Origin of the sequence: uncultured Tateyamaria sp. (genome assembly GCF_947503415.1) — a bacterium.
Taxonomy (GTDB): Bacteria; Pseudomonadota; Alphaproteobacteria; order Rhodobacterales; family Rhodobacteraceae; genus Tateyamaria.
Genome location: NZ_CANNDS010000001.1, coordinates 1738311 through 1764461 on the forward strand (window position 1 = coordinate 1738311; position 26151 = coordinate 1764461).

The following is a 26151-nucleotide window of genomic DNA, read 5'->3' on the forward strand; positions in this document are numbered from 1 at the left end:
CCGACATGACGACACGCACACGTACCCTGTTTTGCGATCTGCTCAATCTGCCGCGGGGCAAATTTGTGCCGCCAGATGTGGCGGCGGGGGGCAAGATCGGCTTTGCCCGTGGGGTTTTTGGCACCACTTTTGATCGCGATCTGATCCCCGTGCCGGGGGCGGGCGTGTTTGACGGTATCCCGGATATGGAGTTGGTGCTGGACGGCGACCGCCGTCCCGATTGGCTGGGTGACAGCGAGATCGCGTTGGGCACGCTGCATGCAGACGGAGGCCCTTTTGGCCTGTGCGCGCGGGGGCGTTTGCAGGCGGCCATCGCGGCGTGGGAGGCGAAGGGGCTGAGCCCGATGGTCGGGATTGAGATGGAAGCCTATGTTTTTCAACAGGATTCCGACGGCGTCTGGGTGCCTTATGACACGCCGGGGGCTTTTGTGTATGGGACGGGGCCGCAGAATGATCCCGCCGGGTTGATGGATGCGCTGTGGTCCACGGCCACGACCTGTGGTCTGCCGATTGAGTCCATGAATGGGGAATATGACAGCGGGCAGTTCGAGCTGACGTTGAAGTTTGAAGGCGCCTTGGCGGCCTGTGACAACGCGTTTCTGTTCCGGACCATGGCGCGGGAGGTGGCGGCCGGGATGGGGCTGTTGCTGACCTTTCTGCCGAAACCAATTCCGGACCGGGGCGGGTCGGGCCTGCACGTGAATTTCAGCTTTGCGGATGCGCAGGGGGCCAACGTGATTGCGCCGAATGGGGAGTTGTCGGATGTCGCCAAGGGCTGCCTGGCGGGGCTGATCCATCACCACGAAGGGTTGGCCGGGCTGCTTGCGATGACGGTGAACAGCTATGATCGCTTGGGGCCTGCGTCTATGGCGGGGTACTGGGCGAATTGGGCGGATGATCATCGGTTGGTGACAACGCGGTCTTGTGTGACCTCGCCCCGGTCCGCGCGGTTGGAGCACCGGACGGCGGACTGCGCGACGAACCCGTATCTGGCGGTGGCGGCAGTGTTGCAGGCGGCGCTTTTGGGGGTTGAGCAGGGCTATGGGCTGGAGCCTGCGGAAGATCTGGACGGGTTGGAGAATGTGCGCGCGACCCGGCACGTGCCGTCGGCGCTGGACAAGGCGTTGGATGCCCTTGATGCCGACAAACCCCTGCGTCGGGCTGTGGGGGAGGAGATCTGTGATGCGGTGATCTTCCTCAAGCAGGATGAGTGGAAGCGGTTAAAGGACAAATCGGTGGATGAGGTGCGGGACTATTATCTGCCCTTTGTCTGAGTCGCGCCCTGCATTTACCTTGTTTTCATAGAGATTGACGGCGGTGGCAGGGTGTCACCCCCTGTGCACCCTGCGTACACCCCCTGTGCACCGCCAACGCACGGTGCGGCACGGGTTAACGCAACGTGCGGTGACCGGGAGGACGCGCTGCGCGCGACGCGATTCATATATGAATGGGGGCTCTGCCCCCAAACCCCCTTTCTTGGGGTCCAGCCCCCAAACCCCCGGGATATTTTTGGCCGAAAGAAGGTGAAGGGTCAGGTCGGGAGTGACGGCAGACCGGCGATGGTTCTTCCCTGATTGCTTTTGAGCGAGAAGTCCTGGCCGCGCCAGTTTTGGCCTTCGGGCCCGATGAGGACCGCGATGGTCTGGCCAACCCATTCGGGCGGGATGTGCGCGTCCCATGCCAATTGGCTGACCGGGTTGATGCCGGAGGCCGCGATGTCGCGCTGCATGTCGGTGGCGACGGTGCCGGGGGAGAGGCCCATGACGCGGACACCTGCGGCGCGTGCTTCCTTGTCCGCCACGCGGGTGAGCGACAGAACGGCGGCTTTGGTGGCGCAATAGTGGCTCCATCCTTCGAGGGCAGAGGTGGCCGCCCCTGAAGAGATGTTGATGATCGTGCCGGAGCCGCGTTTGATCATGCCGGGCAGGGCGGCGCGCAGACCGTGGTAGACGCCTTTGATGTTTACATCGACCACATTGCCCCATGCGGTGGAGTCGCTGTCCGCGAGACGCGCGATGGGGTCGATCAGGCCCGCATTGTTGATCAGCACATCGACATCGCCTGCCGTGTCCATCAGCGCCTGCACCTGCGCGAAGTCCCTCACGTCGCAGGGAATGGCCGTGCCACCCGTGTCCTTGGCCAGTTCCTTGAGGGCGTGGGTGGAGCGCGCGGCCAGCACCACATGTGCGCCCATGGCCGAGAGGACCCGGGCGGTGGCCGCACCGATCCCCTTGCTGGCGCCGGTGATGACAATTGTTTTGCCTGTCACATGGCCCATTTTCAGCGCCCCCATGTGCAGGGGACGTTCGTGTCCGGTGTGCCCGCGCATTGCACCAGATCGAAATGCAGATCGACATCGACGCTGAGGCCTGTGGGGCTGTCGAGAAAGGCGATGAAATCCATGCCGTGATCAAGGCGCAGGATCTCGCCCGTGGCCTCGAACCCGACCACGCGCACTTCGTCGTAATTGGGGATGAAATCGGGGTAGGTGCGGTCGCGGATCATGGTGAAGTCGAGCGTGACCGGCGCGGTCTGGCCGCGCATTGTCAGGTCGCCCGTCAGTTTGCCGGACGTGGGCGTCAGCATCAGGACGTCAGTTGAGGTGAAGGTGATCTGGCCGTGGTTCTCTGCGTCCAGATAGTCGGCATGGCGCAGATGTGTGTCGCGCGGGCCGTGGTTGCTGTCGATGCTGCCAGTGTCGATGGTGAAGGTGATTTGCGAGTTTGCCGGGTCCGCTTCGTCAATGAGGAAGGTACCGTCATAGCTGTTGAAGCGACCGACCGTGCGGCTGAGGCCCATGTGGTTGATTTCCCAGCCGATATGCGCGTGGCCAAGGTCCAGCGTCCATTCTGTCGGGGCCGCATGGACAGGGGCTGTGCCCAGCAAGAGGGCGGCGAGGGGGAGTGTGCGGATCATGTGACGTTCCTGTGTGTGGTGGTGTGGGAACGGGTCTATTTCGTGCGGGACATGCAAAAAATACGGTTGTGCGCATCGTATCCGTGCGTATTTTGCATGAATGGATATTGATGCCCTTCGCACCGTGCAGCTTGTTGCGCATCATCGGAGTTTTGCTGCCGTGGCGCGGGTTCTGGACATGGACCCAAGCTCCGTCAGTCGCACTGTGGCGGGGATGGAGGCGCAGTTGGGTTTGCGCCTGTTTCAACGTTCGACGCGGCAGCTGACATTGACCGAAAGCGGCGCGCTGTATCTTGGCCGGATCGGGCCGCTGCTGGATGATCTTGAGATGGCGCGCGATGCCGCTGCGGATGTCGGGACCCAGCCGTCCGGCCGGGTGCGTTTGACGGCATCGGTGGCCTTTGGACATGAGATGATCGTGCCGCATCTTGCCGCCTTGCGGACCGCCTTGCCCGAGATTGAGCTGGAGCTGATCCTGAGCGACCAGACCATGGACCTTGTTGCCGGGCAGATTGATTTGGCCATTCGGCTGGCCCCTGCGCCCAAGGGCGATCTGATCAGTGCGCGTTTGCGTGATACGCGGTACCGCGTGGTGGCGTCACAGGATTACGTCGACAGGCATGGTGTGCCTGCGTCACCCGAAGCTCTGGTTGATCACGACTGTTTGCGGATGACCTTGCCCGACTATCGCACCGAGTGGCGCTTTCGCCGGGATGGAGAGGAGCGTGTGGTGGGGGTGTCCGGCCCTATCCTGATTTCGAACGCTTTGGCCTTGCGGCAGGCTGCCCGAAATGGGCTTGGTCCTGCGTTGCTGGCTGATTGGATGACGGATGCGGATGTGGCACGCGGGGATTTGGTGCACCTGTTCCCGGACCATGACGTGACGGCGACCACGTTTGATACGGGTGCCTGGCTGCTTTATCCAAGCCGCGCGTATCTGCCTGTCAAAGTCCGTGCCGTCATTGATTTTCTACGCGCCCATCTGCGTTAGAACCCGATGCCGGTGTTCTTCTTGATCTCGCGCAGGACCACGTTGGTCTGTGCGCTGGCCACTGCGGGCAGGCGGAACAGGAACGTCTCAAGAAACGCGTTGTAGGCGTCGAGATCGCGGCACAACACGCGCATCTGGTAGTCGGATTGCCCGGTGGTGGCGTAGCATTCCACGACCTCGTGCCGCGTTTCGACACCGCGGATGAAGGCGGTAAGGTCGTCTTCGGAATGGCGGGCGAGTTGGACGTGCACGATGGCCTGAAAGTGCAGACCCGCGGCTTGGGGGTTCAGGATGGCGCCGTATCGGTCGATGATGCCTGCATCTTCAAACGCCTTGATACGTCGCCAGCAGGCTGAGGCTGACATGCCGACCCGCTCTGCGAGGTCCGCGTTTGAGATACGGCTGTCCACTTGGAGGAGTTTCAGGAGGGCGTGGTCGCGGTGATCAAGGTTCATTTGGGTAATCTATCCGATTTTTGGGCAAAACGGGAAACGGAATTCCAATGTGGGCGCAACACCCCGAGAAATTGAAATCCTTGGTCGCCGTTCCGGCTCCATACTGGAGCCAAGGAGACCGCCCATGTCTGACCCGCGCCATCGCTTTGACACCTATGCCCTGAAGGATCGCTATGACCGGACCGAGGGGCGCGTGTTTCTGACGGGCACGCAGGCGCTGGTGCGCATTATGCTGGATCAGGCGCGGCGGGACCGGGCGGCTGGGCGGAACACGGGCGGGTTTGTGTCGGGTTATCGCGGGTCGCCGTTGGGCGGTCTTGATCTGGAATTGTGGCGGGCGCGGGAGCGGACAGACAAGGCCGGCATCACCTTCATGCCTGCCGTGAATGAGGACTTGGGGGCCACTGCCGTGTTGGGCGCGCAGCAGGCGGTGCTGGACCCGGATTGCGCCCACGAGGGCATCTTTTCCATGTGGTATGGCAAGGGCCCGGGCGTGGACCGGTCGGGCGACGCGCTGAAGCATGGCAATGCCTATGGGTCGTCGCCTTTGGGCGGTGTGCTGGTCGTGGCCGGGGACGATCATGGCTGTGTGTCGTCGTCCATGCCGCATCAGTCTGACGTCGCTTTCATGGCGTGGTTCATGCCGACGTTGAACCCGGCGTCGGTGGCCGAATATCTGGAGTTCGGCGCGTGGGGCATTGCGCTGAGCCGGTTTTCCGGAGCTTGGGTGGGCTTCAAGGCGATTTCCGAAACAGTGGAGAGTGGCGCGTCGGTGGTTTTGCCGACCGATCCAATATTTGCCCAACCCGACTACATCGCGCCGCCGGGTGGGCTGCATATCCGGCCTTCGGACCTGCCCAGCCCCGAGATCGAGATGCGCATCGGGCACAAGCTGGAGGCGGTACAGGCCTTTGCCCAAGCCAACGCGATTGATCGGCGTGTGTATGACGTGGCGGATGCGCGGTTTGGGTTTGTGAGCACGGGCAAGGCGCATCTGGACCTGATGGAGGCACTGCGGCTGTTGGGGCTGGATGAGGCGACCTGCCGGGCGCGGGGGATCGACATTTACAAGGTTGGGATGGTGTGGCCCTTGGCCTTGCGCGATGCCCGGGCCTTTGTGCGCGGCAAGCGCGAGGTCATGGTGATCGAGGAAAAACGCGGGATCATCGAGAGCCAGTTCAAGGAGGCGTTCTATGATCTGCCGCGCGACATACCAGAGCGTATGGTGGGCAAGCATGACGAGACCGGTGCGCCGCTGGTGCCGTGGACAGGGGAGTTGTCACCGAAGCTGCTGGCGCCGTTGATTGCCGCACGGTTGCATGCCTTTGTGCCCGATCTTGATCTGCCCGCGCGCGCTGAGGCGCTGCAAACCCCGCCCAGGCTGCTGACCGTCCAAGGGGCCACGCGTACGCCCTATTTCTGCTCGGGCTGTCCGCACAACACGTCGACCAAGGTGCCGGATGGGTCGCGCGCGGCGTCAGGCATTGGCTGCCATGTCATGGCGTCCTGGATGGATCGTGAGACGGGCGGCTATGCCCAGATGGGCGGTGAAGGGGTGCCTTGGGTCGCGGCCTCCAAGTTCAATGGGGGCAAGCATATTTTCCAGAATTTGGGCGAGGGGACGTGGTATCATTCCGGTTCACTCGCCATCCGTCAGGCCGTCGCTGCAGGGACAAACATCACCTACAAGGTGCTGTTCAATGATGCGGTTGCCATGACGGGCGGGCAGCCTGTGGATGGACCGGTGAGCGTTGAAGCGATTGCGTGGTCGGCCCGTGCCGAGGGCGTCGACCGGGTCGCGCTTGTGTCAGATGATGTGGGCAAGTTTGAGCGGGGTGGTTTTCCTCCGGGCACCAGCTTTCACGACCGGGATGACTTGGACGCGGTGCAACGCGAATTGCGCGACATCCCGGGCCTGACCGTTCTGATCTATGAACAGACCTGCGCCACCGAGAAGCGTCGACGCCGCAAGCGGGGGACCCTGCCGCCGGTGCAAAGTTTTGCCGTGATCAACCCGGATGTGTGCGAGGGATGTGGCGATTGTTCGGTCGAGAGTAATTGTCTGAGCGTCGAGCCGCTGGAGACGCCATTGGGGCGCAAGCGCAAGATCAACCAATCGACCTGTAATGCGGATATGTCGTGCCTCAAGGGGTTCTGTCCCAGTTTCGTCACGGTCGAGGGGGCGGTGCGGAAAGCGCCTGAGGCGCAGGCCTTTGATATGGCAAAGCATCTTGCCAGCGTACCTGTGCGCAAGGTGCCGACCCTCGACACTCCGTTCGACCTGCTGGTGACGGGCGTTGGCGGCACGGGCGTGGTCACTGTGGGCGCGCTGATCACCATGGCAGCACATCTGGAAGGGCGGGGGGCGTCGGTGCTCGATTTCACCGGGTTTGCCCAGAAATTTGGGACGGTGCTGAGCTATATCCGTCTTGGCGCGTCACAGGACGCGCTGCATCAGGTGCGGATTGAAGAGGCTGCGGCGGATGCGGTGATTGGGTGCGATGTGGTTGTGTCCTCGGCCCCCAAGGCCTCTGCCCACTACCATTCCGGCACGCGCATGGTGCTGAACAGGGCCGAGATGCCGACGGGTGATCTGGTCCTGCACCGCGACGCCAGCTTGCGTGTGAATGAACGTGAGGCGGCGATTGCAGAGGTGATCGGGGCGGAGAACTTATGGGCTTTGGACGCCAATGCGCTGGCCGAGCGCATGTTGGGGGACAGTGTGTTTGCCAATGTGATGCTGTTGGGGGCTGCTTGGCAAAAGGGGCTGGTGCCGGTCAGCGAAGCGACGTTGAAGCAGGCCATCGCGTTGAACGGTGTGGCGGTTGAGAAGAACGCGCGGGCCTTTGATATCGGGCGGATCTGGGCGCATGATCCGGGCGCTGTCGCGGCACCGCAAGGTGCAAAGATGCCTGAAACCGCGGATGAGATCATCGCCCATCGGGCTTGGCTGCTGACGGACTATCAGGATGCAGCCTATGCCGCGCGGTATCGCGAGGCCTTGGATCGAAATGCGAGCGGTTTCGACGAAGAGATGCGCGTTTCGGCTGCCAAGGCGCTCTATAAGCTGATGGCTTACAAGGACGAGTACGAGGTTGCGCGGCTGCATACGCAGACCGGGTTTTACGACCACTTATCAGAGCAGTTCGACGGTGATTTCACGGTGCGTCATCACCTTGCACCGCCGCTGCTGTCGCGAAAATTGGATGCGCGCGGACGGCCTGTGAAGCGCGCCTTTGGGCCGTGGATGCAGCGGGCCATGCGCGTGCTGGCCAAAGGCAAGCGCCTGCGCGGCACGTGGGCTGATCCGTTTGGATACATGGCGGAACGGCGCGAGGAGCGGGCGTTGATCGACTGGTATGTCGCGGGATTGGAGCGGTTGAGCCACGGCATTGCGGACCTGGATGCGGCTCATCGGTTTCTTGCTGCCCCTCTGGAATTTCGCGGGTACGGTCCGGTCAAGGCCGAGGCCGTTGCACGTTCCAAACCCGAAGCAGATGCCGCTTTGGCACAGGCTAGTAGTCGCTGACCAGAAGGTGCGTTGGGGCGGCGTCTTCCTCAATCTCTGAAAAGCGCCCAATCGGTTCGGCAAAGATGTTGTCGGTCAGGTCGTCGTTCACGGTCGACACTTCATGGATCAGGCAATCGCCGCCCTCACCCCAAAAGGCATGCCACGTCATCGGTGTCAGAGTGACTGACGCGCCCACGGGCAGTTTGAGGTGCCCACCGGCGGGCAACGTAACCGGCACACCATCCGTCAAGACGTTCACGTCGGCTTTGCGATCGATCTGGCCTTCGGCATCGCAGGTGAACAACTCCAGCACCAGCGTGGCGCCGCCACGGTTGATGATATCCTCGGTCTTGAGCACGTGGCGGTGCATCGGCGACAGCTGGTCCCGCCGTGAGATCATCAGCTTTTCGGCATAGAGCATGGCCCCCTGTTGCCCCATCTCGGTCAGGTCGCCATTGCGCATGGTGAAGAGGAACAGGCCCATGTCGTCAAACTTGCCCTGCCCGTAATCCGTAATGTCCCAGCCAAGGCCCCGGTCGCGAATATGGGCGGCCTTGTCGCTGCGCATCTCTTCGGGCGTCCAGGTGCCGAAAGGGGGCACCGTCCAGCCGTGTTTGGCAAAGAAGTCGGCGCCATTGGCGAGGATGTCATTCACGCGGGAACGTTTCATGGGGTCACTCCAGTTCGTTGGCCCAAGGCGGATTGGCCCCGGCGCGGGAGACGGTGACAGCCGCCGCACGGGCAGCGAGGGAGAGCATGTCGGTGATGGTGCTTTCATCCAGCGTTTCGATGGCGGCGGGTGATAGAGCGCCTGCGCGTTGCAGGGCCGCAAGGCAGCCCGCGTTGAATGTGTCGCCTGCACCGACGGTGTCGACTACCTGGGCTTTTTCGGCGGCCACGCGGACTCGTGTGCCGTTTGCAAGATACGAGGTTGCGCCATCGCCGCCTTCGGTCAGGAGCAGCATCTTGGTGCCCATGTCGAGGATGGCTTGCGCTTTGGTCGCGAGGTCCCCGTCGGGTATCAGCCATTCGATGTCGTCATCGGACAGTTTCACGATGTCGGCGCGTCCAATCAGCTTGGTCAAACGGGTGCGATATCCGTCTTGGTCCGACACGAAGCCGGGGCGGATATTGGGGTCTGCCATGACCAAACGGTCGGCAGGTTGCGACAAGGCCAGATCAAGCAGTGAGTCCGCCACGGGCGGGTTGCAGAGTGAGATCCCGCCGAAGAACACTGCCTTTGTCCCCGCGGGGACATCAGCAATATCAGCGGGTTGGATGTTTCGCGTCGCCGTGTCCGCGTCGTAGAAGGTGTAAGTGGCATTGCCTTGATCCAAGTGCACAAAGGCCAATGTCGTGTTGCGATCACTGCGCACGGCGTGGTCGGTGGACACATGGCTGGCTGTCATGTGATCCGCGATCATCGTGCCGAACGGGTCAGAGCTAAGGCCGGTAATCAGACCCACATCTTCGCCCAGACGCCCCAGCGCAACGGCGGTGTTCAAAACCGCGCCGCCCACATGCGGGACGTATGCGTCGTCGGCATTCGGGATCATGTCGATCAGGGCTTCGCCTGCGCAAAGGATCATGTGGGTGTCTCCGTCCAGATGATGTCGGCCGGAGCCGATTTTGTAAGTACCGTGGTGATATTCGGCACGTCGTTGGTGTCAATCCATGCCTGCGCATCCGCTTTGCCGTGTTCGATCCAGCGGTCCTTGAGGCGGCTGATCAGCAGATCCATCGGTGGGTGCAGCGCAACAGAATATGTCCAAAGCGCGTGCAGTCTGGACCATGGTGCGGATTGGAGCAGCAGGTAATTACCTTCGACAACCACCGTCTTGCAAGTGGCGGGCACGCGCCCTGCGCCCGCGATGGCAATCTCGTGGCTGCGGTCGAAGATGGGGTAGACCACCGGATCGGTGGATTGCAGCGCCTCGATCATTCGGACGAAGCCGTCCGCGTCGAACGTGTGCGGCGCGCCTTTGCGGTCCTGCGTGCGGTCTGCATAGAGCAAGCGGTCGTCGAGGTGGAAGCCGTCCATGGGCACCACGGCTGCTTCTTCGCCCTGCTCGGTCAGACGGGCTGCTAGCGCTGCGGCGAGTGTGCTCTTGCCGCTGGCCGGAGGGCCGACAATGGCCACCAATCGCCTGTGCGGAGTCGCAGGTCGGTCAAGGATCTGCGCGCAGATCTGGTCGAGGGTCATGCTACGCCGCCATCTCCGGAACCGCGGCACCGGTCATGTAGGCAACGGCGTCGGACATCGAATGATCCTTCGGGTCAATGACACACAGGCGTTTGCCCAGACGATGGACGTGGATGCGGTCGGCCACTTCGAAGACGTGGGGCATGTTGTGGCTGATCAGGATGATCGGGATGCCGCGTGACCGGACATCAAGGATCAGTTCCAGCACCTTGCGGCTTTCCTTGACCCCGAGGGCGGCGGTGGGTTCATCAAGGATCACCACCTTCGACCCGAAGGCCGCAGCACGGGCCACGGCGACGCCTTGGCGTTGGCCGCCCGACAGGCTTTCGACCGCCTGATTGATGTTCTGAATCGTGGCGAGGCCCAGCTCGCTCAACTTTTCGCGGGCGAATTTCTCCATCGCTTGTTTGTCGAGGCGACGGAACACCTTGCCCATGACCCCGGGTTTTCGCAGCTCGCGTCCCATGAACATGTTGTCCGCAATGGACAGGGCGGGGGACATCGCAAGCTGTTGGTAGACGGTTTCGATGCCTTCCTCACGCGCCTCGATAGGTGAGCGGAATTTGACCTCGCGCCCTTCGAGCCACACTTGCCCCTGATCGGGGACGACGGCCCCCGACACGGCCTTTATCATCGATGATTTGCCTGCGCCGTTGTCGCCGATCACGGCCAGAATTTCACCGGGCATCAGATCAAAATCAGCGTGGTCCAAAGCTGTGACCTTGCCATAGCGTTTGACCAGATTGCGGGCTTTGAGGATGGGTTCGGTCATGCGCTTACCTTTCTGATCTCAGCGGCTTTGCCGCGAACCCGGCAGGCGATGCTTGCATCGTCGAGAGGGCATTGGGCCAAACGTGCTGTTTGCGCCGGCTCGAGGTGCGTTCGGGTCATGCGCTTACCTTTCTGATCCACTGGTCCACGGCCACGGCTGCAATGATCAGCAGGCCGATCAGCATGAAGGTCCATTGTGGGTCCGCCCCGGCCATGCGCAGGCCCAGTTCGAACACACCCACGATGAGCGCACCGAACAGGGCGCCGGCGATGGAGCCGCGTCCACCAAAGAGCGATATGCCTCCGATCACCACAGCGGTGATGGACTGGATGTTACCGATCACCCCCGTCGTGGCGGAGGGGGAGATCGAGCCGAAACGCCCGATCATCACCCAACCTGCAAGCGCGCAGATGAATCCGGCGGCCATGTAGACGGACATGTAGGTCTTGTGCACGTCGACGCCGGAAAGCTCTGCCGCTTCGGGGTCGTCGCCCACGGCGTAGACATGCCTGCCCCACGCAGTGGAGCGAAGCGCGTAGGCGAGGATCACGAACAGCGCGATCATACCCAGTACTCCAAGCGTGAACGTGGCCCCCCCGAACTGGATTTTGGTGCCGAGGAACTGGAGGAAGGATGCCTCCGCCTCGATATCCTGCGAGCGGATCGTTTCATTCGCGGAATAGAGATAGTTGGCGGCCAACACGATCTGCCACATGCCCAGCGTCACGATGAAGGGGGGCAGCTTCATCCGGCTGACAAGCCAGCCGCTGATGGCTCCGAGGGCGGTGCCGACCGTCAGGCCAATGGCGACGGATACGGCCGGAGGCACGCCATAGGTGAAAGATGCCTTACCCATGACCACGGTGCACAGGACAGCGATGGCACCCACGCTCAGGTCAATGCCTGCGGTCAGGATGATGAGGGTTTGGGCGGCAGCCAGCACGCCCACGATCTGCACTTGTTGCAGGATCAGTGTGAGCGCGAAGGGTGAGAAGAAGCGCGATCCCAGCAAGATGCCGAATAGCGCAACCGAAAAAAGCAGCACGATGAGCGGCACCAGCGATGGTGTCTGGTGCAACGTGTGCTGCAAACGTCCGACAAGGCCGCGGCGGTGGTCTTCAAACTCTGCGACTGTGGCGTCGGCAGAGGAGACGGCGGCTTCGTAATTGTCCGATTGGGTCATGGGGTCCCATCCTTGGGGTTGGGAAAGGGGCAGGCGCATGGCCCGCCCCCAAGATGTGGAGTGTGGACGAGACGGGAGCCGCAAAGGCTCCCATCAAGGGATCATCGTCAGACGATCAGCCCCAGCAGAGGTCCTTGCCTTCGGCAACCGAGATGCTGTCGACACCGTCCGCGGGCTTGTCCGTGACCAGTGCAACGCCGGTGTCAAAGAACGCCTTGCCGTCGGTGGCCTCTGGCTTGGTGCCGTCAGCGGCCCAGGCGGCAATCGCCTCGATCCCGAGCGATGCCATCAGCAGCGGGTATTGCTGCGATGTGGCGCCGATCACGCCGTCGGCTACGTTCTGCACTCCGGGGCAGCCGCCATCGACGGACACTATCAGCACGTCGTTTTCACGGCCAATCGCCTTGAGCGCCTCATAGGCACCGGCTGCGGCGGGTTCGTTGATGGTGTAGACCACGTTGATCTCGGGGTCAGTCGCCAGCAGGTTTTCCATGGCGCGGCGGCCACCTTCTTCGTTGCCAGCGGTGACATCGTTGCCGATGATCCGGGCGTCATCCTCGTCACCCCATTTGTTGGGGTCTTTGACGTCGATGCCAAAGCCGGTCAGGAAGCCCTGATCGCGCAGCACGCCCACGGTGGGTTGACTGATGGCCAGATCAAGCATGCCGATTTTGGCGTTTGCGGCATCATCGCCCAAGGTCGCGGCGGCCCATGCGCCGATCAACTCACCCGCCAAGAAGTTGTCCGTGGCGAAGGTCATGTCGGCGGCATCAATGGGTTCCAGTGGCGTATCGAGCGCGATGACCAGAAGGCCCGCATCGCGTGCCTGTTGAACCACAGGTACGATGCTGGCCGTGTCCGATGCGGTCAGCAGAATGCCCTTGGCGCCGTTGGCGATGCAGGTCTCGATCGCCTGCACTTGGGTTTCGTGATCGCCATCGACCTTACCCGCGAAAGAACTGAGGTTGATGCCAAGCTCTTCCGCCTTGGCTGTCGCACCTTCGCGCATCTTTACGAAAAAGGGGTTTGTGTCGGTTTTGGTGATGAGGCAGGCCGATACGTCTTCGGCGAATGCGGCGCCGGCCATGGTGGTCATGGCAGCGGCTGTGCCCAAAAGCAGTTTCTTCATGGTGTCCTCCCAATATTATGCCAGGCCGGTAAATCCCCCGACCCGAACTGCCCTAAGGGAAACGCGATTCTGCAGGACTGTCAATTAATAATTCAACTTGATTTATTAATTTACGCGCGCAAAGATTGGTCGAGGGAGGTACCAGTCAGATGACACTGGACCACGTGCGCACCCTGTCTGCTGGCATCAACCAGACGGGCGTGCGGGCTTATAATGAACGGCTGTTGCTTTCGATTCTGCAGCGCAATGGTGGCCTGCCGGGCAGTGACCTTGCCCGCCGGACGGGTCTGTCGCCGCAGACAGCGTCGGTCATTCTGCGCAAGCTGGAACAGGATGGGCTGCTGCTGAAAGGTGAGCCGGTCAAGGGCAAGGTGGGCAAGCCGTCCGTGCCCTATCTGCTCAATCCCGACGGCGTGTTTTCGGTTGGCCTCAAGATCGGGCGGCGCAGTGCGGATCTGCTGGTGTTGGACCCGATGGGGAATGTACGCCATCAGCTGCGCGATACCTATGACTATCCTCTGCCCAAAACCGTGTTCACGTTCCTGCGTGAAGGTTTCGCGCAATTGATGGATGAGATGCCGGGCGAGATGCGTGAGCGCCTGTGCGGGGTGGGCATTGCCGCGCCGTTCGAGCTGTGGAACTGGCACGAAGTGTTGGACGCTCCGGCCGATGAATTTGCCGCCTGGAAAGAGGCGGATTTCGTGGCCGAGGTGGGCCGGATCACGGCCTTGCCTGTGCGCATGGTCAATGATGCGACAGCGGCCTGTCGCGCCGAGCATGTGTTTGGGATTGGCCGCGAATACCGCGATTACGTTTACTTCTTCATTGGCGCATTTATCGGGGGCGGCGTGGTGCTGGACCATGCCGTGTTCGAAGGCAACCAGAAGAATGCGGGCGCTTTTGGGACGCTGCCGGTGGCTGACCTGCGGGGCCAACCGGGGCACCTGATCGACCTCGCCTCGATCCGCACGCTGGAATTGCGGTTGATCAGGGCGAACGAAAACCCGCGCCAGCTGTGGCAACAACCGCAGGATTGGTCGCATCTGAGCGCACATGTTGAACCGTGGCTGGAACAGACGGCGGATGCATTGGCGATCGCCAGCGTCGCATCCTGTGCCGTCATCGATGTGGAGGCCATTGTGATCGACGGTGCAATGCCATCCGGTATACGCAGTCGTCTGGTGGATATGACGCGCACGGCACTGGCCGCCAAAGACATGCGGGGATTGATCAGGCCAAAAACGGTTGAAGGTCAGATAGGGGCCAATGCACGTGGGATTGGCGCGGCTGCCGGACCGATCATCGGGCAATTGTTCCTCGACCGGTCCGCAGCGTTGTTTGATCAGGGCTGACGCCCCTTAGCGATAGTAGAGCGACTGGCCGTTGTGGAACAACTGCACTTTCTCGGGTGCGGCTGTCACCTTTACGGCATTGCCACGCAGGTCCTTGTGGATTCCCGGCATCTTGGCCAGCACGGCGTCCTTGCCCTCTTCCGCTTCGAAATAGAGGATCGTCACTTCGCCCAGGGCTTCGGTGAAATCCACCTTGCCTTCAAAGATCGCGTCGCCGTCCGTGGCGACCATGTCTTCGGGGCGCACACCAACATTCACATGCATGCCTTTGTCGCCATCCTGCGTTGGCACAGCAGAGGAGATGATGGACCCGTTTGCCATTTTCACCTTGGTTTGTGCGCCCGTCTCGACAATCTCTCCCGGCAGCAGGTTCATTGAGGGCGAGCCGATGAATTGGGCCACGAATTCGTTCTCGGGACGTTCATAGAGTTGCAGGGGCGAGCCGACCTGCGCGATCCCCTTGTTCGCCAGTACCACGATGCGGGTGGCGAGTGTCATGGCTTCAACCTGGTCGTGCGTCACATAGATCATGGTGCTGTCGGGCATGGATTCCTTCAGCTGCGCGATCTCGATCCGGGTGGCGACGCGCAAGGCAGCATCAAGGTTCGAAAGCGGTTCGTCAAAGAGGTACACTTTGGGATCACGCACAATGGACCGGCCAATGGCGACACGCTGGCGTTGACCGCCGGACAGGGCCTTGGGCAGACGATCGAGATAGGGCTCAAGCTGCAGAATGCGTGCGGCGCGATTTACGGCCTCGTCAATCTCTTGCGGGGATTTCTTGGCCAGCTTCAAGGCAAACGTCATGTTGTCCCGCACGGTCATGTGCGGATAGAGCGCGTAGGACTGGAACACCATCGCGATGCCGCGCTGGGCCGGAGGCACATCGTTCACGACCGTCCCGTCGATTTCGAGCGTGCCGCTGGTAATCTTTTCCAGCCCCGCGATCATGCGTAGAAGCGTGGACTTGCCGCAGCCCGACGGGCCAACAAAGACGATCAACTCGCCCTTTGAGATGTCGAGGTTGATGTTGTTGAGCACGTTGACCGTGCCGCCATATGTCTTTTCGACATCTGTCAGTTTGAGATCAGCCATGGTTAGTCCCTCCCTTCGGGAACCCGGCTGCCCGGGCCCCGCTTTCCTCGTTTATGTCTTCAAGGCGATGGCAACCTGCCACGGCCCCAAATGAGTGCGTCCATCTGGTCCGGGTGCAGTGCTGCCGAGTTCCGACCCGATGGGGACCCATGCCCCTGCGGGCAGGTCCAGCGTCGCCGGTTCGTCGCTCAGGTTCACAGCGCAGAAGATGACCTGATCCTCGTGCTGACGCGTGAAATGCACGACATCACCTGTTGCTTTGACCCCGTCATGCGTGCCCTTGGACAGGGCTTTGTGAGTTTGACGCAGGGCAATGGCCTTGCGGTAGTGATGCAGCAGCGCGCTTGGATCGTCTTCTTGTGTGGCGACCGCGTTGTGCAGGTGTTCGCGGCTGACAGGCAGCCACGGGTCACCGGCTGTAAAGCCGCCATGGCTGTTGGATGGCTCCCACACCATGGGGGTGCGGCAGCCGTCGCGGCCCTTGAACTCGGGCCAGAACTGGATGCCGTAGGGGTCTTGCAGGTCCTCGAAAGCGACATCGGCTTCGTGCAGCCCCAGCTCTTCGCCCTGGTAGAGGCAGACGGAGCCGCGCAGGCACAGGATCAGCGTCGCATAGGCGCGCATGGCCGCATCCGACAGGTCCCAGCGGCTGGCGTGGCGCATGACGTCGTGGTTGGAAAAGGCCCAGCAGGCCCAGCCGTCGCTTGCGACCTGGTCCACCTTGCCCAGCACTTCGGCGGCGCGGGTGGCGGTCAATTGATCCTTGGCCAGGAATTCGAAGGCATAGCACATATGCGCGCGCTCATCTCCGGCGGTGTATTCGCCCATGATTTCGAGCCCACGCTGCGCATCGCCCACTTCGCCCACAGCGGCCGTGCCGGGGTATTCATCCAGCAGCGACCGAAAGCGGGCCAGGAATTCAAGATTCTCGGGCCGGTTCTTGGAATAGATGTGTTCCTGGTGGTTATAGGGGTTCACCGACGGCGCGATGTTGGCGTTGCGGCGCTCCGGCGGCAGGGCCGGATTGTCGCGCAGCTCCTTGTCGGCGTAATAGAAGTTGATGGTGTCCAGACGGAAGCCATCGACCCCACGGTCGAGCCAGAAGCGGGTGACGTCCAGCAGCGCATCCTGCACATCCGTGTTGTGGAAGTTCAGGTCTGGTTGCGTGGTGAGGAAGTTATGCAGGTAGTACTGCTCGCGGCGAGGCTCCCATGTCCAGGCGGGACCGCCGAATATCGACAGCCAGTTGTTGGGTGGCGTGCCGTCGGGTTTCGGGTCGGACCAGACGTACCAGTCAGCCTTGTCATTGTCGCGGCTGGGCGCGCTTTCCTGGAACCACGGGTGTTCGTCGCTGGTGTGGCTGAGGACCAGGTCGATCATCACCCGCAGGCCAAGGGCATGAGCGGTTTCGACAAGCGCGTCGAAATCCGCCAGCGTACCGAACATCGGGTCCACGCCGCGATAGTCACTGACGTCGTAGCCGAAATCCTTCATCGGCGACGTGAAGAAAGGCGAAATCCAGATCGCATCCACCCCAAGCGACGCAACATAGGGCAGGCGGCTGGTGATCCCGTTCAGGTCACCGATGCCGTCGCCGTTGCTGTCCTGGAAGCTGCGCGGATAGATCTGGTAGATCACCGCCCCGCGCCACCAGTCCTGATCCGCCACAAGAGTCCGAGCCATGTCGAAGTCCGCTTTCTTATTCATTGAAGGGGTCCTATTTCACCGAGCCGGCCAGCAGACCGCGCACGAGGTATTTTTGCATTGCAAAGAACACGACCAGCGGCACCGCAATCGACACGAAGGCCGCTGTCGCAAGGATTTCCCAATTGCCACCCCGGGTGCCTAGCAGGTTCACGATCTGGTCGGTCATCACTGTGGTCTGCCCCGTTGAGTCGATCAGGAACACCTTGGCCACCAGCAGGTCGTTCCAGGTCCACAGGAACTGGAAGATCGCAAAGGACGCCAAGGCGGGGAACGACAGTGGGAGGATGATCTTGGTAAAGATCTGGAAGTCCGTCGCGCCGTCCACCTTGGCGTTTTCGATGATGTCTCGGGGCAAGCCAACCATGTAATTTCGCAAGAGGTATATCGCTAGTGGAAGTCCGAACCCCGTATGGGCCAGCCATGTGCCCAGATACCCTTTGCCGATGCCGATACCGACGTGCAGGGACAAGAGCGGGATCAGCGCCAATTGCAATGGCACAACGAGCAAGCCCACGATAATGGCAATCAGCAGTGCCCGACCCGGGAAGTCCATCCATGCCAACGCATAGGCCGCAAATGCAGCCACAACGATGGGAATGACGGTGGCGGGGATCGTGACCGTCAGCGTGTTGAAGAACGCTTTGGTCATGTTGTCGCCAGCCGTGCCCGAGAACAGGATGGTGTTGTAGTTGTCGGTCGTGAATTCCGGCGGTGACACGGCGGTCACGAACACACGCTGGCCACGGCCACTGATCTGCTCGTCGGTGCCGGACCAGACATAGCTGCTGTCAGGATTGATGGTGATGGTTTCCCCATCGCCCAGATCGGCGACTTCACCAGCCTGATAGGCGTCGACTGCACGGGACGAGGTGCCCCAGCTTGTAATCTCGCCGCTGCTGTCGTTTTCTTCAAAGAAGTTGCCTTCGACCACGAACAGGTCGCCGCGGGCTGCGCGGTTGTCATCCGGGTCAGCGACACGGAACCGCTCGGTCTGCTCGGATGGGAACAAAGCCGCCCACCAGCCCGAGGTCGAGATCTGGTCCGCGGTACGGAACGACGACACCAACAGGCCTACCGTCGGGAAGATCCACAAAGCGACCAGAAGTATGGTCGAGATTTGGACGACCCAGCCAAGGGACGATTTGGAACCAGCGATATTGTCCATTATTTCATCTCCTTGCGGGCGTTGTAGACGTTCCAGATCAGGATCGGGGACACGAGCAGCATGATGATGATGGCAGACGCCGATCCCACACCCCACTCGTCCGCGCGGAACAGTTTGTCGTACATGTAGTTGGCCAGAACCTGCGTCTCCCATTGGCCGTTGGACATGGCAAACACGATGTCAAAGACCTTGAGAACGACGAGGGTAATGGTGGTCCATACCACCACAATGGTGCCCATGATTTGCGGCACCTTGATCTTGAAGAAGACCTGCAACGGGTTGGCGCCGTCCACGATGGCCGCCTCGATGGTTTCCTCGGGAATGCCGCGCAGGGCAGCCGATAGGATCACCATGGCGAACCCGGTCTGAATCCAGATCAGGACGATCATCAGGAAGAAGCTGTTCCAGAACGGAATGGTCAGCCAGGTCTGCGGCTCTCCGTAGGGGAACTGGAATGCAAAGATGCCAAACAGCGACCCGATCGACAGATAGACCAGCCACAGCGATGCGGCGGCTACGAACAGGCGCAAAGGAACAAAGCCGGCACCGCCACCATTTGCACGGCTGTTGGCGATGGGGGCGACAAAGATCCAGCCGACATAGGCCACGATGCCAGCAAAGCTGATCAGGATCAGGGCCGGAATGACCTTGAGGAACAGGAACGATCCCGCGCCACCCTCAAATTGCAGCCACACGGCGTTCAGGATGCCGATCTGGTTCTGGTCCACTGGACGGGTGTCATAGACCAGTTTGAAGATCACGGCCGCGCCAACGAACGAGATGGCCATGGGCATGAAGATCAGAGACTTCGCGACGGAACCCCATTTGATGCGGTCGGTCAGTTGTGCGGCCAGCAGACCAAAGGCGGTCGCGGCAGCGGGCACAACGATAAGCCACAGCATGTTGTTGCTCAGCGCTTCCCAGAACTTGGGTTCTGCGAACATCTGCTGATAGTTGGAAAGACCGACAAAGGCGCCATCCAGATCACGGTCCGTCAGGGACAGGCGCAGTGTTTCGAACACAGGGTAGGCCAGATACAGACCCAAAGCGAACAACGCCGGAAACAGGAACAGCCACGGACGCACCAGATTGGCGCGGTTGATGTTCCGACCCGCCTGCGGCCCCTTGGCCGGGAACAGGACCTTGTCCAGAAACTGGTTGGACAGATAAAAATATCCGATGCAACCGCCGACGCCGATGATGATGGTCAACAGACCTTGCAGTGCAGGGTTCATGAGGCTTCCTCCCTATGGCGAGGCACGGTTATTCCCGTGTCTCTCGCGTCCGGCGCAGGGCCGGGTGGCTGACCAGCCCGCACAGCGTGCGGACCGGTCGATCTTGTGAGTGGTTGGGACTTACTTCAGCGCGTCCCAGCTGGCCTGGATGTCGCTGGCCACAGCCGCTGCATCCTTGCCGCCAGTGTAATCCACCATGCCGGTCCAGAACGTGCCTGCTCCAACGCCACCGGGCATCAGGTCGGACCCGTCGAAGCGGAATGTGGTTGCACCCAGCAGAACGTCACCCAGCGCACGCAGCGTGTCGTCCTTGTAAGCTTCGGTGTTGACGCCTTTGTGCGGTGTCAGGAAGCCGGTCTGCGCCATCATGATCTCGTGGCTGATGGGCAGTTGGAAGAACGTCATCAGCTCGTTGGTGGCATCCGACGGTTCAGTGATCGCCATCAGTGTGCCGCCACCCAGAACCGGGTTGCCCAGGTCTTTGGATGCGTAGGAGGGGAAGTAGAAGAAGCCAGTGTCGACACCAAACTCTACGTCCTCAGGGAAGAAGGCCGGAACAAACGACGCCTGACGGTGCATGTAGCACTGCGGGGGCGACGAGAAGAGGCCTTTGGGGCTGTCGCGGAAGTCCGTCGAAGCAACGGCACCAGCACCGCCCGACACTTTCGCGTCGTCACGTGCAAAATGGCCAAACTCTTCGATGGCGGCGACAACGCGCGGATCGTCGAACGGGATCTCGTTTGTTGTCCACTGGTCATAAACCTCAGGATCAACGGTGCGCAGCATCATGTCCTCGACCCAGTCAGTCGCGGGCCAGCCTGTTGCCGCACCTGAACCCAGACCGATGCACCACGGTGTTTCACCATCTGCAACGATTTGGTCTGTCAGCGCCTTGAGGTCTTCCATGGTTTCGGGGATGTCATAACCTGCATCCTCGAAGTTCTCGGGGTTGTACCACACCAGCGACTTGACGTTCACGTTGTAGAAAAAGCCGTACATCTGGTCGTTGCCATCGGCATCCGGATACGTGCCCAGATCAACCCACGACTGACCGGCAGCGTAGTTTTCGTTGACCCAGTCGGCACTGCCGTCGGGCAGCGGGTGCAGCTGGCCCTTGGAGGCCATAACAGCGGCAAGGCCGGGCTGCGGGAACACGGCGACGTTGGGGGCAGAGCCCGCTTCGGCGTCGATCACGATCTGCTGCTCGAAGCTGTCGGAACCGGTGTAAATCACGTCAGCGCCGGTTGCCGCTTCGAAATAGGCCAGAGCGTTGTTCAGGTAGCCATCTTCCGGTGTCAGCCAGGGGCCGAATACGGTGACGGTCTGACCGCTCAGGTCAGGGGCGTTTTCGGCCCATGCGTCGTAGCTGTCCCAGCTGAACGGGCCTTCGCCCGGTGCAAAGGCCAGGTGGCCGTCGGCCTGTGCTGTGGCAGCAGTGATAGCCAACGCCGCGGCGCTGGCCAAGAGTTTGTTGGTCATTCTGGTCGTCCTCCCAATCGTGTCCAAATTCGCCCCACCCAAAGAGCAGGTCATGCGCGCTTTCAAAGTTGTCAAAGCGCTTTGGAATGTCGTGACCGTTGCTGAAATTTCACCGTCTGTCAAACGCTGACCGTCTGTCGATGCAAAATAGTTTAACACGTTTGACGGGAGTCATGAGAAGTTTTGACGTTAGCGCAACCAGCCGTTAGCGTCTCCATACTGCAAGCGCTTTGGAACGGATCGCCCCGTGAATCTTAAGGAACTGTCATCTCTGCTTGGTCTTAGCCAGACCACCGTCAGCCGGGCGCTGAACGGCTATCCGGAGGTGTCGGAAAAGACGCGCGCGCGGGTGGTGAAAGCCGCTCAGGCGCATGCTTACAGCCCGAATACGCGGGCACAGGGCCTCGCCACCGGCCATTCCAAGTGTATCGGACACGTGATTTCGGTCAGCGATTCGGCAGAAATGGTGAACCCGATCTTCGGGGATTTCATGGCGGGCGCGGGCGAAACATACGCGGCACACGGCTATGACATGATGGTCACACGTGTTGGCGCACAGGACGAAGCGGACACTTATCTCAGCCTCAAGGCGCGGGGCGCTGTCGACGGGGTCGTCGTGCACGCGCCGCGCCGCAACGATTCGCGGCTTGCCCTTTTGGACAAGATTGACCTGCCATACGTGGTGCACGGGCGGTCCACCGGTATCAAACGGCCCTATACGTGGCTCGACGTGAACAACACCCGCGCCTTTTCCGAGGCGACCTCGTACCTTGCCAGCCTCGGCCATCGTCGCATCGCGCTGATCAACGGCCCAGAGACGATGGATTTCGCCATCCGCCGCCGGTCAGGGTACGAATCCTCTTTGCGCTTTGCGGGTCTGCCCATTGATCCGGCATTGATGAGCACGGGCGAAATGACCGAAGGATATGGCCACGCTCAAGCCAACGCGATGTTGGACATGGACAACCCGCCAACTGCCTTTCTGGCCGCATCGATCATCTGTGCAGCCGGTATTCGTCGCGCGCTTGATGAACGGGGGCTGCGACCGGGCAAGGATGTGTCGATCGCGACCTTCGACGACTGCCTCAGCTATTTCGGCAACGGTGGTGATCAGCCCGTTTTCACGGCTTGGCAATCGTCTGTTCGCTTGGCTGGCGCCGCTGTCGCTCAGATGCTGATCGACCGCATCCAGGCACCCAATGCGCCGCATATCAATGAGTTGTGGGAGGCCGAGTTCGTCGCAGGCACGTCGACCGGCCCGGCGCCGGACCATTCCAAGGACTGACCATGTTCACGCACAAACGCTCCGATTTCCCCGAAGGTTTCCTGTTCGGGGCAGCCACGTCTGCCTATCAGATCGAAGGCCACGCATATGGTGGCGCAGGCCGCGCCATGTGGGACGATTTCGCGGCGACACCCGGCAATGTGGTCCGCGCCGAGGATGGCGCGCGCGCCTGTGACCATTACCACCGCTACGAAGCGGACCTCGACCTGCTGCGTGACGGCGGGTTTGATGCCTACCGCTTTTCCACCAGTTGGGCGCGAGTGATGCCGGATGGGCGGACCGTGAACCCGGAAGGACTGGATTTCTACGACCGGCTTGTCGACGCAATGCTTGAACGTGGGCTGAAGACTTGCGCCACACTTTATCATTGGGAACTGCCCTCGGCCCTTGCGGATCTTGGCGGCTGGCGCAATCGGGACATTGCGGGTTGGTTCGGGGATTTCACCGAAGCCATTATGGGCCGCATTGGTGACCGCACCTATTCCGTTGCCACGATCAATGAATTCTGGTGCGTGTCGTGGCTCTCCCACTTTTTGGGCCACCACGCGCCCGGCCTGCGCGACATCCGTGCCACAGCCCGCGCCATGCACCATGTCCTGCTGGCGCACGGCACCTCCATCGACCGGATGCGTGCGATGGGGATCGACAACCTCGGTGCGGTGTTCAACATGGAATGGTCAACACCTGTTGATGACAGCGCCGAAGCGGCAGAGGCCGCCGCGTTGCATGACGACTACTACAACCATTTCTTTGTCTCGGGCGCGTTCAAAGGAACATATCCCGAACGTCTGGTCGCAGCCCTCGGGAATCATTTCCCCGACGGCTGGCAAGATGACATGGATGCGATCAAAGCCCCACTGGATTGGGCTGGGATCAACTATTACACCCGTTCGATCCTTGCCCCGAATGACGGCCCGTGGCCGCATCACCATGCCGTCGAAGGACCGTTGGAAAAGACGCAAATGGGGTGGGAGATTTACCCCCAGGGCCTGCACGACTTCCTTGTGCGCACAGCCAAGGAATATACTGGCGACCTGCCTCTGTTTGTCACCGAAAACGGCATGTCCAATGCCGATGTGATCGTGAACGGCGCGGTGCAGGACGATGCGCGCATCGCCTACTTCCAAAGCCACCTGCAAGCGGTGCGTGACGCCATTGCAAAGGGCGTGCCGCTGAAGGGTTACATGGCCTGGTCGCTGATGGACAATTACGAATGGGCGCTGGGATATGAAAAACGCTTCGGCATGGTCCATGTCGATTTCGACACTTTGGAGCGGACGCCCAAAGGGTCGTGGCACGCGTTCAAAGAAATGCTGACAGAATAACTCTGGCGCACCAATGGGTGTGCAAGGCGACCTAGTCTTTGGTGCCGCCGAGTGTTCGCCGGTACACAACAAACCCGGTGTTGTCCGCGACTTCATCATACAGGCGCATGGCCGCGCTATTTGATTGATGCGTATGCCAGTAGACGCCGCGGGTGCCCGACCGCTCCGCCTGTTCCATGAAGGCAGTGATCAGCAGCTTTCCTATGCCTTGCCCCCGAACATCCGGGGCCGTGAACAGGTCCTGCAAATAGCAGGTGTTTTCGATTGTGATGGTGTTGCGGTGGAATACGAAATGCGCGAGGCCGACCAAGCGTTCGCCCTTTTCTGCGACAAGGCAATGTGTCGGCTCGTCGGCAGCTAGGAATCTGTGCCAACTTGTCAGAACAACGTCATCGGACAACGCCGTCTCACCAGACCGGCCATAAAACGCGTTATAGCCCTCGAACAGTGTCCGCCACTGCGCATGATCGGCTGCCTCCGCACCACGTATGACAGTGTCTGTCGCCATCGTCGCTTACATCCACCGGCGCGGATCAGTAGCCTGTCCAGTGCGCGCACTTTCCTGTGCTGCGATGCCCATCGCCACAGCTGCCCACCCATCTCCTAGCGTCACCTCGGGAGTGCCTTGACCGCGCACCACCGACACGAATTTCTGATGTTGGTAAAACGTCGAACCGTTATGATCGCCTGCTTCAAGCAGTGTCGGATCAACCGGGATGTTGTGCACCTCCGGTCCCTGAGGTTTGCGTGGGGAGGTTACCAGCTTGGCAATCGGAGCGGGCCCCAGATGTTCCGGCCAGAAGCGACCGGGACCTGGCACAAAGGCTTCGATCTTGCCGGTAGGGCCGACGGCAGACAGTTCCTCCTGATAGGCTGAGCCTTCGGCGAACATGCACAGCTCCAGCATAGCCCGCGTGCCGTTGTCGAAGTCCACAAGTGCAAAGCCGCTGTCGATGATGTCAGGCACTTCGCCTGCGTAATTTTCGTTCAGGTGGTTCACGGCCTGCGAGGCCGACGCCATCACCCGCACAGGTTCCGCACCCATTGCAAGCCGCATCAGGTCGAAGAAATGGCAGCACTTTTCGACGAATGTGCCGCCCGTGTAGCGGTTGAACCGGTTCCAGTCGCCCACCTTTTCGAGGAAGGGGAAGCGGTGTTCGCGGATGCTGAGTTGCTTGATGCCGCCCGTGGCCGCATTGGCCTTGGTCAGAAATTCAGAGATCACCGGCATGTACCGGTATTCCATCGCCACCCAAATGGGCGCCGGGTAGGTGTCGCGGAACGCCGCCAGCTTGGCTGCATCCTGCGGGTCGGTGAACAGCGGCTTTTCGACCAGTAGGGGCAGGGGGCGTATTGCTGCGATCTGCTCCATTTGTGCCGCGTGACAGAAATTCGGGCTGACGATCAGCAGGCAGTCCAACTCTTCCACCGCCAGCAACTCTGTCACCGATCCGACCCGTTTGGCCGTGGGGGCAATTGCGTTCGACAAGGCGGCCATTCCGTCATCGGGTTCAAAGAACGCGGCCACGCTCGCCTGCGGCAAGAGCGCGATATTGCGCATGTGTTCCTGCCCCATCATCCCGCATCCGATGATGCCATAGCGTACCTGTTCCAAGCGGCTTTCCTTCACTTCATTCGTTGCACATAGACAGCCCGGTCGGGGTCATACCATGTGCGGGAAAATTCAATGGGGGCCGCAGCATCGGCCCAGCTGAGGCGTTCGATATACCCAACAGTGTCGCCGGGGCGCGGGGCGTAGGCATCAGGCGCCCAGTCCGGTACGGCACCAAGCGATACCCGGTCTTCGGCCCGCTGGATCCACAGGCCCAGTTCCTTGCGATAGGTGGCATAGAGGGATTCGGACATGGTTGTCTCAGAGACGATTCCCGCATCTGCATCCAGCCAAATCTCTTCCACACCGATGATTGTGTCATTCAGTGACCGCAACCGGCGGATGCGTGTGGCCTGTGCTGAAGTGCCGAATTCGGGCAGGTCAGCGGGCTTGTCCATGAGGTCCACAGACAGAACACGTGCCCGCGGCAACCCGCCTCCCTCCAGCAATTCTAGCCGGAACATCGCATAGACAGTGCCGGTATCGCCCCCGGCCCGGATATAGTTGCCGGAGCCTTGCACGCTCTCCACCAACCCCTTGTCGCCCATATCCCGCAGGGCCTTGCGCAACGTGCCGACGCTCACACCCAACTCTGTCGCCATGTCCCGCTCGGGCGGCAAGCGTTCCCCATCCATAAGCCGCCCCGACACGATGTCACGGGTCAGCAATTCGGCGATCTGCACGTAGATGGGCAGCGCATGTGGGGAGTGTCGAGCGGTGGTCACGTGACGTTAAA

At 61.1% G+C, this 26151-nt stretch carries 23 protein-coding genes; 6 read left to right on the forward strand and 17 right to left on the reverse strand.

Annotated elements, in window-relative coordinates:
- Window positions 1-5 precede the first annotated feature (5 nt).
- Complete coding sequence (locus Q1A32_RS08475) at window positions 6-1274, forward strand: glutamine synthetase family protein (RefSeq protein ID WP_299651829.1); 1269 nt, start codon at window positions 6-8, stop codon at window positions 1272-1274.
- 257 nt (window positions 1275-1531) lie between these two features.
- On the opposite strand, the gene Q1A32_RS08480 is transcribed toward Q1A32_RS08475, so the two are convergent.
- Window positions 1532-2293: an SDR family oxidoreductase gene (locus Q1A32_RS08480; RefSeq protein ID WP_299651831.1), complete on the reverse strand. Its 762-nt coding sequence runs from the start codon at window positions 2291-2293 to the stop codon at window positions 1532-1534.
- Window positions 2281-2916 (reverse strand): YceI family protein, encoded by a 636-nt coding sequence (locus Q1A32_RS08485; protein ID WP_299651832.1) that lies wholly within the window; start codon window positions 2914-2916, stop codon window positions 2281-2283. The genes Q1A32_RS08480 and Q1A32_RS08485 overlap by 13 nt, the downstream gene beginning before the upstream one ends.
- A gap of 100 nt (window positions 2917-3016) precedes the next feature.
- Between Q1A32_RS08485 and Q1A32_RS08490 the strand changes: the two genes are divergently transcribed.
- The gene (locus Q1A32_RS08490) at window positions 3017-3907 is read left to right on the forward strand and encodes a LysR family transcriptional regulator (protein ID WP_299651834.1); all 891 of its coding nucleotides are present in this window, start codon (window positions 3017-3019) and stop codon (window positions 3905-3907) included.
- Here the strand turns inward: Q1A32_RS08490 and Q1A32_RS08495 are convergent.
- Window positions 3904-4362, reverse strand: coding sequence for an Lrp/AsnC family transcriptional regulator (locus Q1A32_RS08495; RefSeq protein ID WP_299651836.1), 459 nt, complete (start codon window positions 4360-4362; stop codon window positions 3904-3906). The genes Q1A32_RS08490 and Q1A32_RS08495 overlap by 4 nt on opposite strands.
- 124 nt (window positions 4363-4486) lie before the next feature.
- Here Q1A32_RS08495 and Q1A32_RS08500 point away from each other — a divergent pair, with 124 nt between their 5' ends.
- Window positions 4487-7891 (forward strand): indolepyruvate ferredoxin oxidoreductase family protein, encoded by a 3405-nt coding sequence (locus Q1A32_RS08500; RefSeq protein ID WP_299651838.1) that lies wholly within the window; start codon window positions 4487-4489, stop codon window positions 7889-7891.
- On the opposite strand, the gene Q1A32_RS08505 is transcribed toward Q1A32_RS08500, so the two are convergent.
- The 6 genes from Q1A32_RS08505 to Q1A32_RS08530 all read right to left on the reverse strand — a co-directional run bounded on the left by Q1A32_RS08505 (window position 7878) and on the right by Q1A32_RS08530 (window position 13160).
- Window positions 7878-8543: a D-lyxose/D-mannose family sugar isomerase gene (locus Q1A32_RS08505; RefSeq protein WP_299651840.1), complete on the reverse strand. Its 666-nt coding sequence runs from the start codon at window positions 8541-8543 to the stop codon at window positions 7878-7880. The genes Q1A32_RS08500 and Q1A32_RS08505 overlap by 14 nt on opposite strands.
- Before the next feature lie 4 nt (window positions 8544-8547).
- A complete protein-coding gene (locus Q1A32_RS08510; RefSeq protein ID WP_299651842.1) occupies window positions 8548-9462 on the reverse strand; it encodes a carbohydrate kinase in 915 nt (304 codons plus the stop codon).
- Complete coding sequence (locus Q1A32_RS08515; RefSeq protein WP_299651844.1) at window positions 9459-10076, reverse strand: nucleoside/nucleotide kinase family protein; 618 nt, start codon at window positions 10074-10076, stop codon at window positions 9459-9461. Before Q1A32_RS08515 ends, Q1A32_RS08510 begins: the two co-directional genes overlap by 4 nt.
- Before the next feature lies 1 nt (window position 10077).
- Complete coding sequence (locus Q1A32_RS08520; protein ID WP_299613474.1) at window positions 10078-10848, reverse strand: ATP-binding cassette domain-containing protein; 771 nt, start codon at window positions 10846-10848, stop codon at window positions 10078-10080.
- A 115-nt stretch (window positions 10849-10963) separates the two neighbouring features.
- Window positions 10964-12031, reverse strand: coding sequence for an ABC transporter permease (locus Q1A32_RS08525; protein WP_299613472.1), 1068 nt, complete (start codon window positions 12029-12031; stop codon window positions 10964-10966).
- A gap of 115 nt (window positions 12032-12146) precedes the next feature.
- Complete coding sequence (locus Q1A32_RS08530; protein WP_299613470.1) at window positions 12147-13160, reverse strand: sugar ABC transporter substrate-binding protein; 1014 nt, start codon at window positions 13158-13160, stop codon at window positions 12147-12149.
- A 149-nt stretch (window positions 13161-13309) separates the two neighbouring features.
- On the opposite strand from Q1A32_RS08530, the gene Q1A32_RS08535 reads away from it, so the two are divergent.
- The gene (locus tag Q1A32_RS08535; protein WP_299651846.1) at window positions 13310-14512 is read left to right on the forward strand and encodes an ROK family transcriptional regulator; all 1203 of its coding nucleotides are present in this window, start codon (window positions 13310-13312) and stop codon (window positions 14510-14512) included.
- Window positions 14513-14518: 6 nt separating this feature from the next.
- Here Q1A32_RS08535 and Q1A32_RS08540 read toward each other — a convergent pair whose 3' ends face one another.
- The 5 genes from Q1A32_RS08540 to Q1A32_RS08560 all read right to left on the reverse strand — a co-directional run bounded on the left by Q1A32_RS08540 (window position 14519) and on the right by Q1A32_RS08560 (window position 21193).
- The gene (locus tag Q1A32_RS08540) at window positions 14519-15607 is read right to left on the reverse strand and encodes an ABC transporter ATP-binding protein (RefSeq protein ID WP_299651848.1); all 1089 of its coding nucleotides are present in this window, start codon (window positions 15605-15607) and stop codon (window positions 14519-14521) included.
- Between the two features lie 51 nt (window positions 15608-15658).
- A complete protein-coding gene (locus Q1A32_RS08545) occupies window positions 15659-17314 on the reverse strand; it encodes an alpha-amylase family glycosyl hydrolase (protein ID WP_299651850.1) in 1656 nt (551 codons plus the stop codon).
- 10 nt (window positions 17315-17324) lie between these two features.
- Complete coding sequence (locus tag Q1A32_RS08550; protein WP_299613461.1) at window positions 17325-18479, reverse strand: carbohydrate ABC transporter permease; 1155 nt, start codon at window positions 18477-18479, stop codon at window positions 17325-17327.
- Window positions 18479-19714, reverse strand: a complete 1236-nt coding sequence (locus Q1A32_RS08555) for a carbohydrate ABC transporter permease (protein ID WP_299613459.1) — start codon at window positions 19712-19714, stop codon at window positions 18479-18481. The genes Q1A32_RS08550 and Q1A32_RS08555 overlap by 1 nt, the downstream gene beginning before the upstream one ends.
- A gap of 120 nt (window positions 19715-19834) precedes the next feature.
- Window positions 19835-21193, reverse strand: coding sequence for an ABC transporter substrate-binding protein (locus tag Q1A32_RS08560; RefSeq protein WP_299613457.1), 1359 nt, complete (start codon window positions 21191-21193; stop codon window positions 19835-19837).
- A 247-nt stretch (window positions 21194-21440) separates the two neighbouring features.
- On the opposite strand from Q1A32_RS08560, the gene Q1A32_RS08565 reads away from it, so the two are divergent.
- Window positions 21441-22478, forward strand: coding sequence for a substrate-binding domain-containing protein (locus Q1A32_RS08565; protein WP_299651852.1), 1038 nt, complete (start codon window positions 21441-21443; stop codon window positions 22476-22478).
- Between the two features lie 2 nt (window positions 22479-22480).
- A complete protein-coding gene (locus tag Q1A32_RS08570) occupies window positions 22481-23803 on the forward strand; it encodes a GH1 family beta-glucosidase (protein WP_299651854.1) in 1323 nt (440 codons plus the stop codon).
- A gap of 31 nt (window positions 23804-23834) precedes the next feature.
- Here Q1A32_RS08570 and Q1A32_RS08575 read toward each other — a convergent pair whose 3' ends face one another.
- From Q1A32_RS08575 to Q1A32_RS08585, 3 genes are read right to left on the reverse strand one after another with little or no spacing between them, the layout of a single operon-like run.
- Entirely contained in the window at window positions 23835-24311 is a 477-nt protein-coding gene (locus Q1A32_RS08575; protein WP_299613452.1) for a GNAT family N-acetyltransferase, read from the reverse strand.
- 6 nt (window positions 24312-24317) lie between these two features.
- Window positions 24318-25418 (reverse strand): Gfo/Idh/MocA family protein, encoded by a 1101-nt coding sequence (locus tag Q1A32_RS08580; protein ID WP_299651856.1) that lies wholly within the window; start codon window positions 25416-25418, stop codon window positions 24318-24320.
- 11 nt (window positions 25419-25429) lie between these two features.
- Window positions 25430-26140: a GntR family transcriptional regulator gene (locus Q1A32_RS08585; RefSeq protein WP_299651858.1), complete on the reverse strand. Its 711-nt coding sequence runs from the start codon at window positions 26138-26140 to the stop codon at window positions 25430-25432.
- Window positions 26141-26151: the final 11 nt, after the last annotated feature.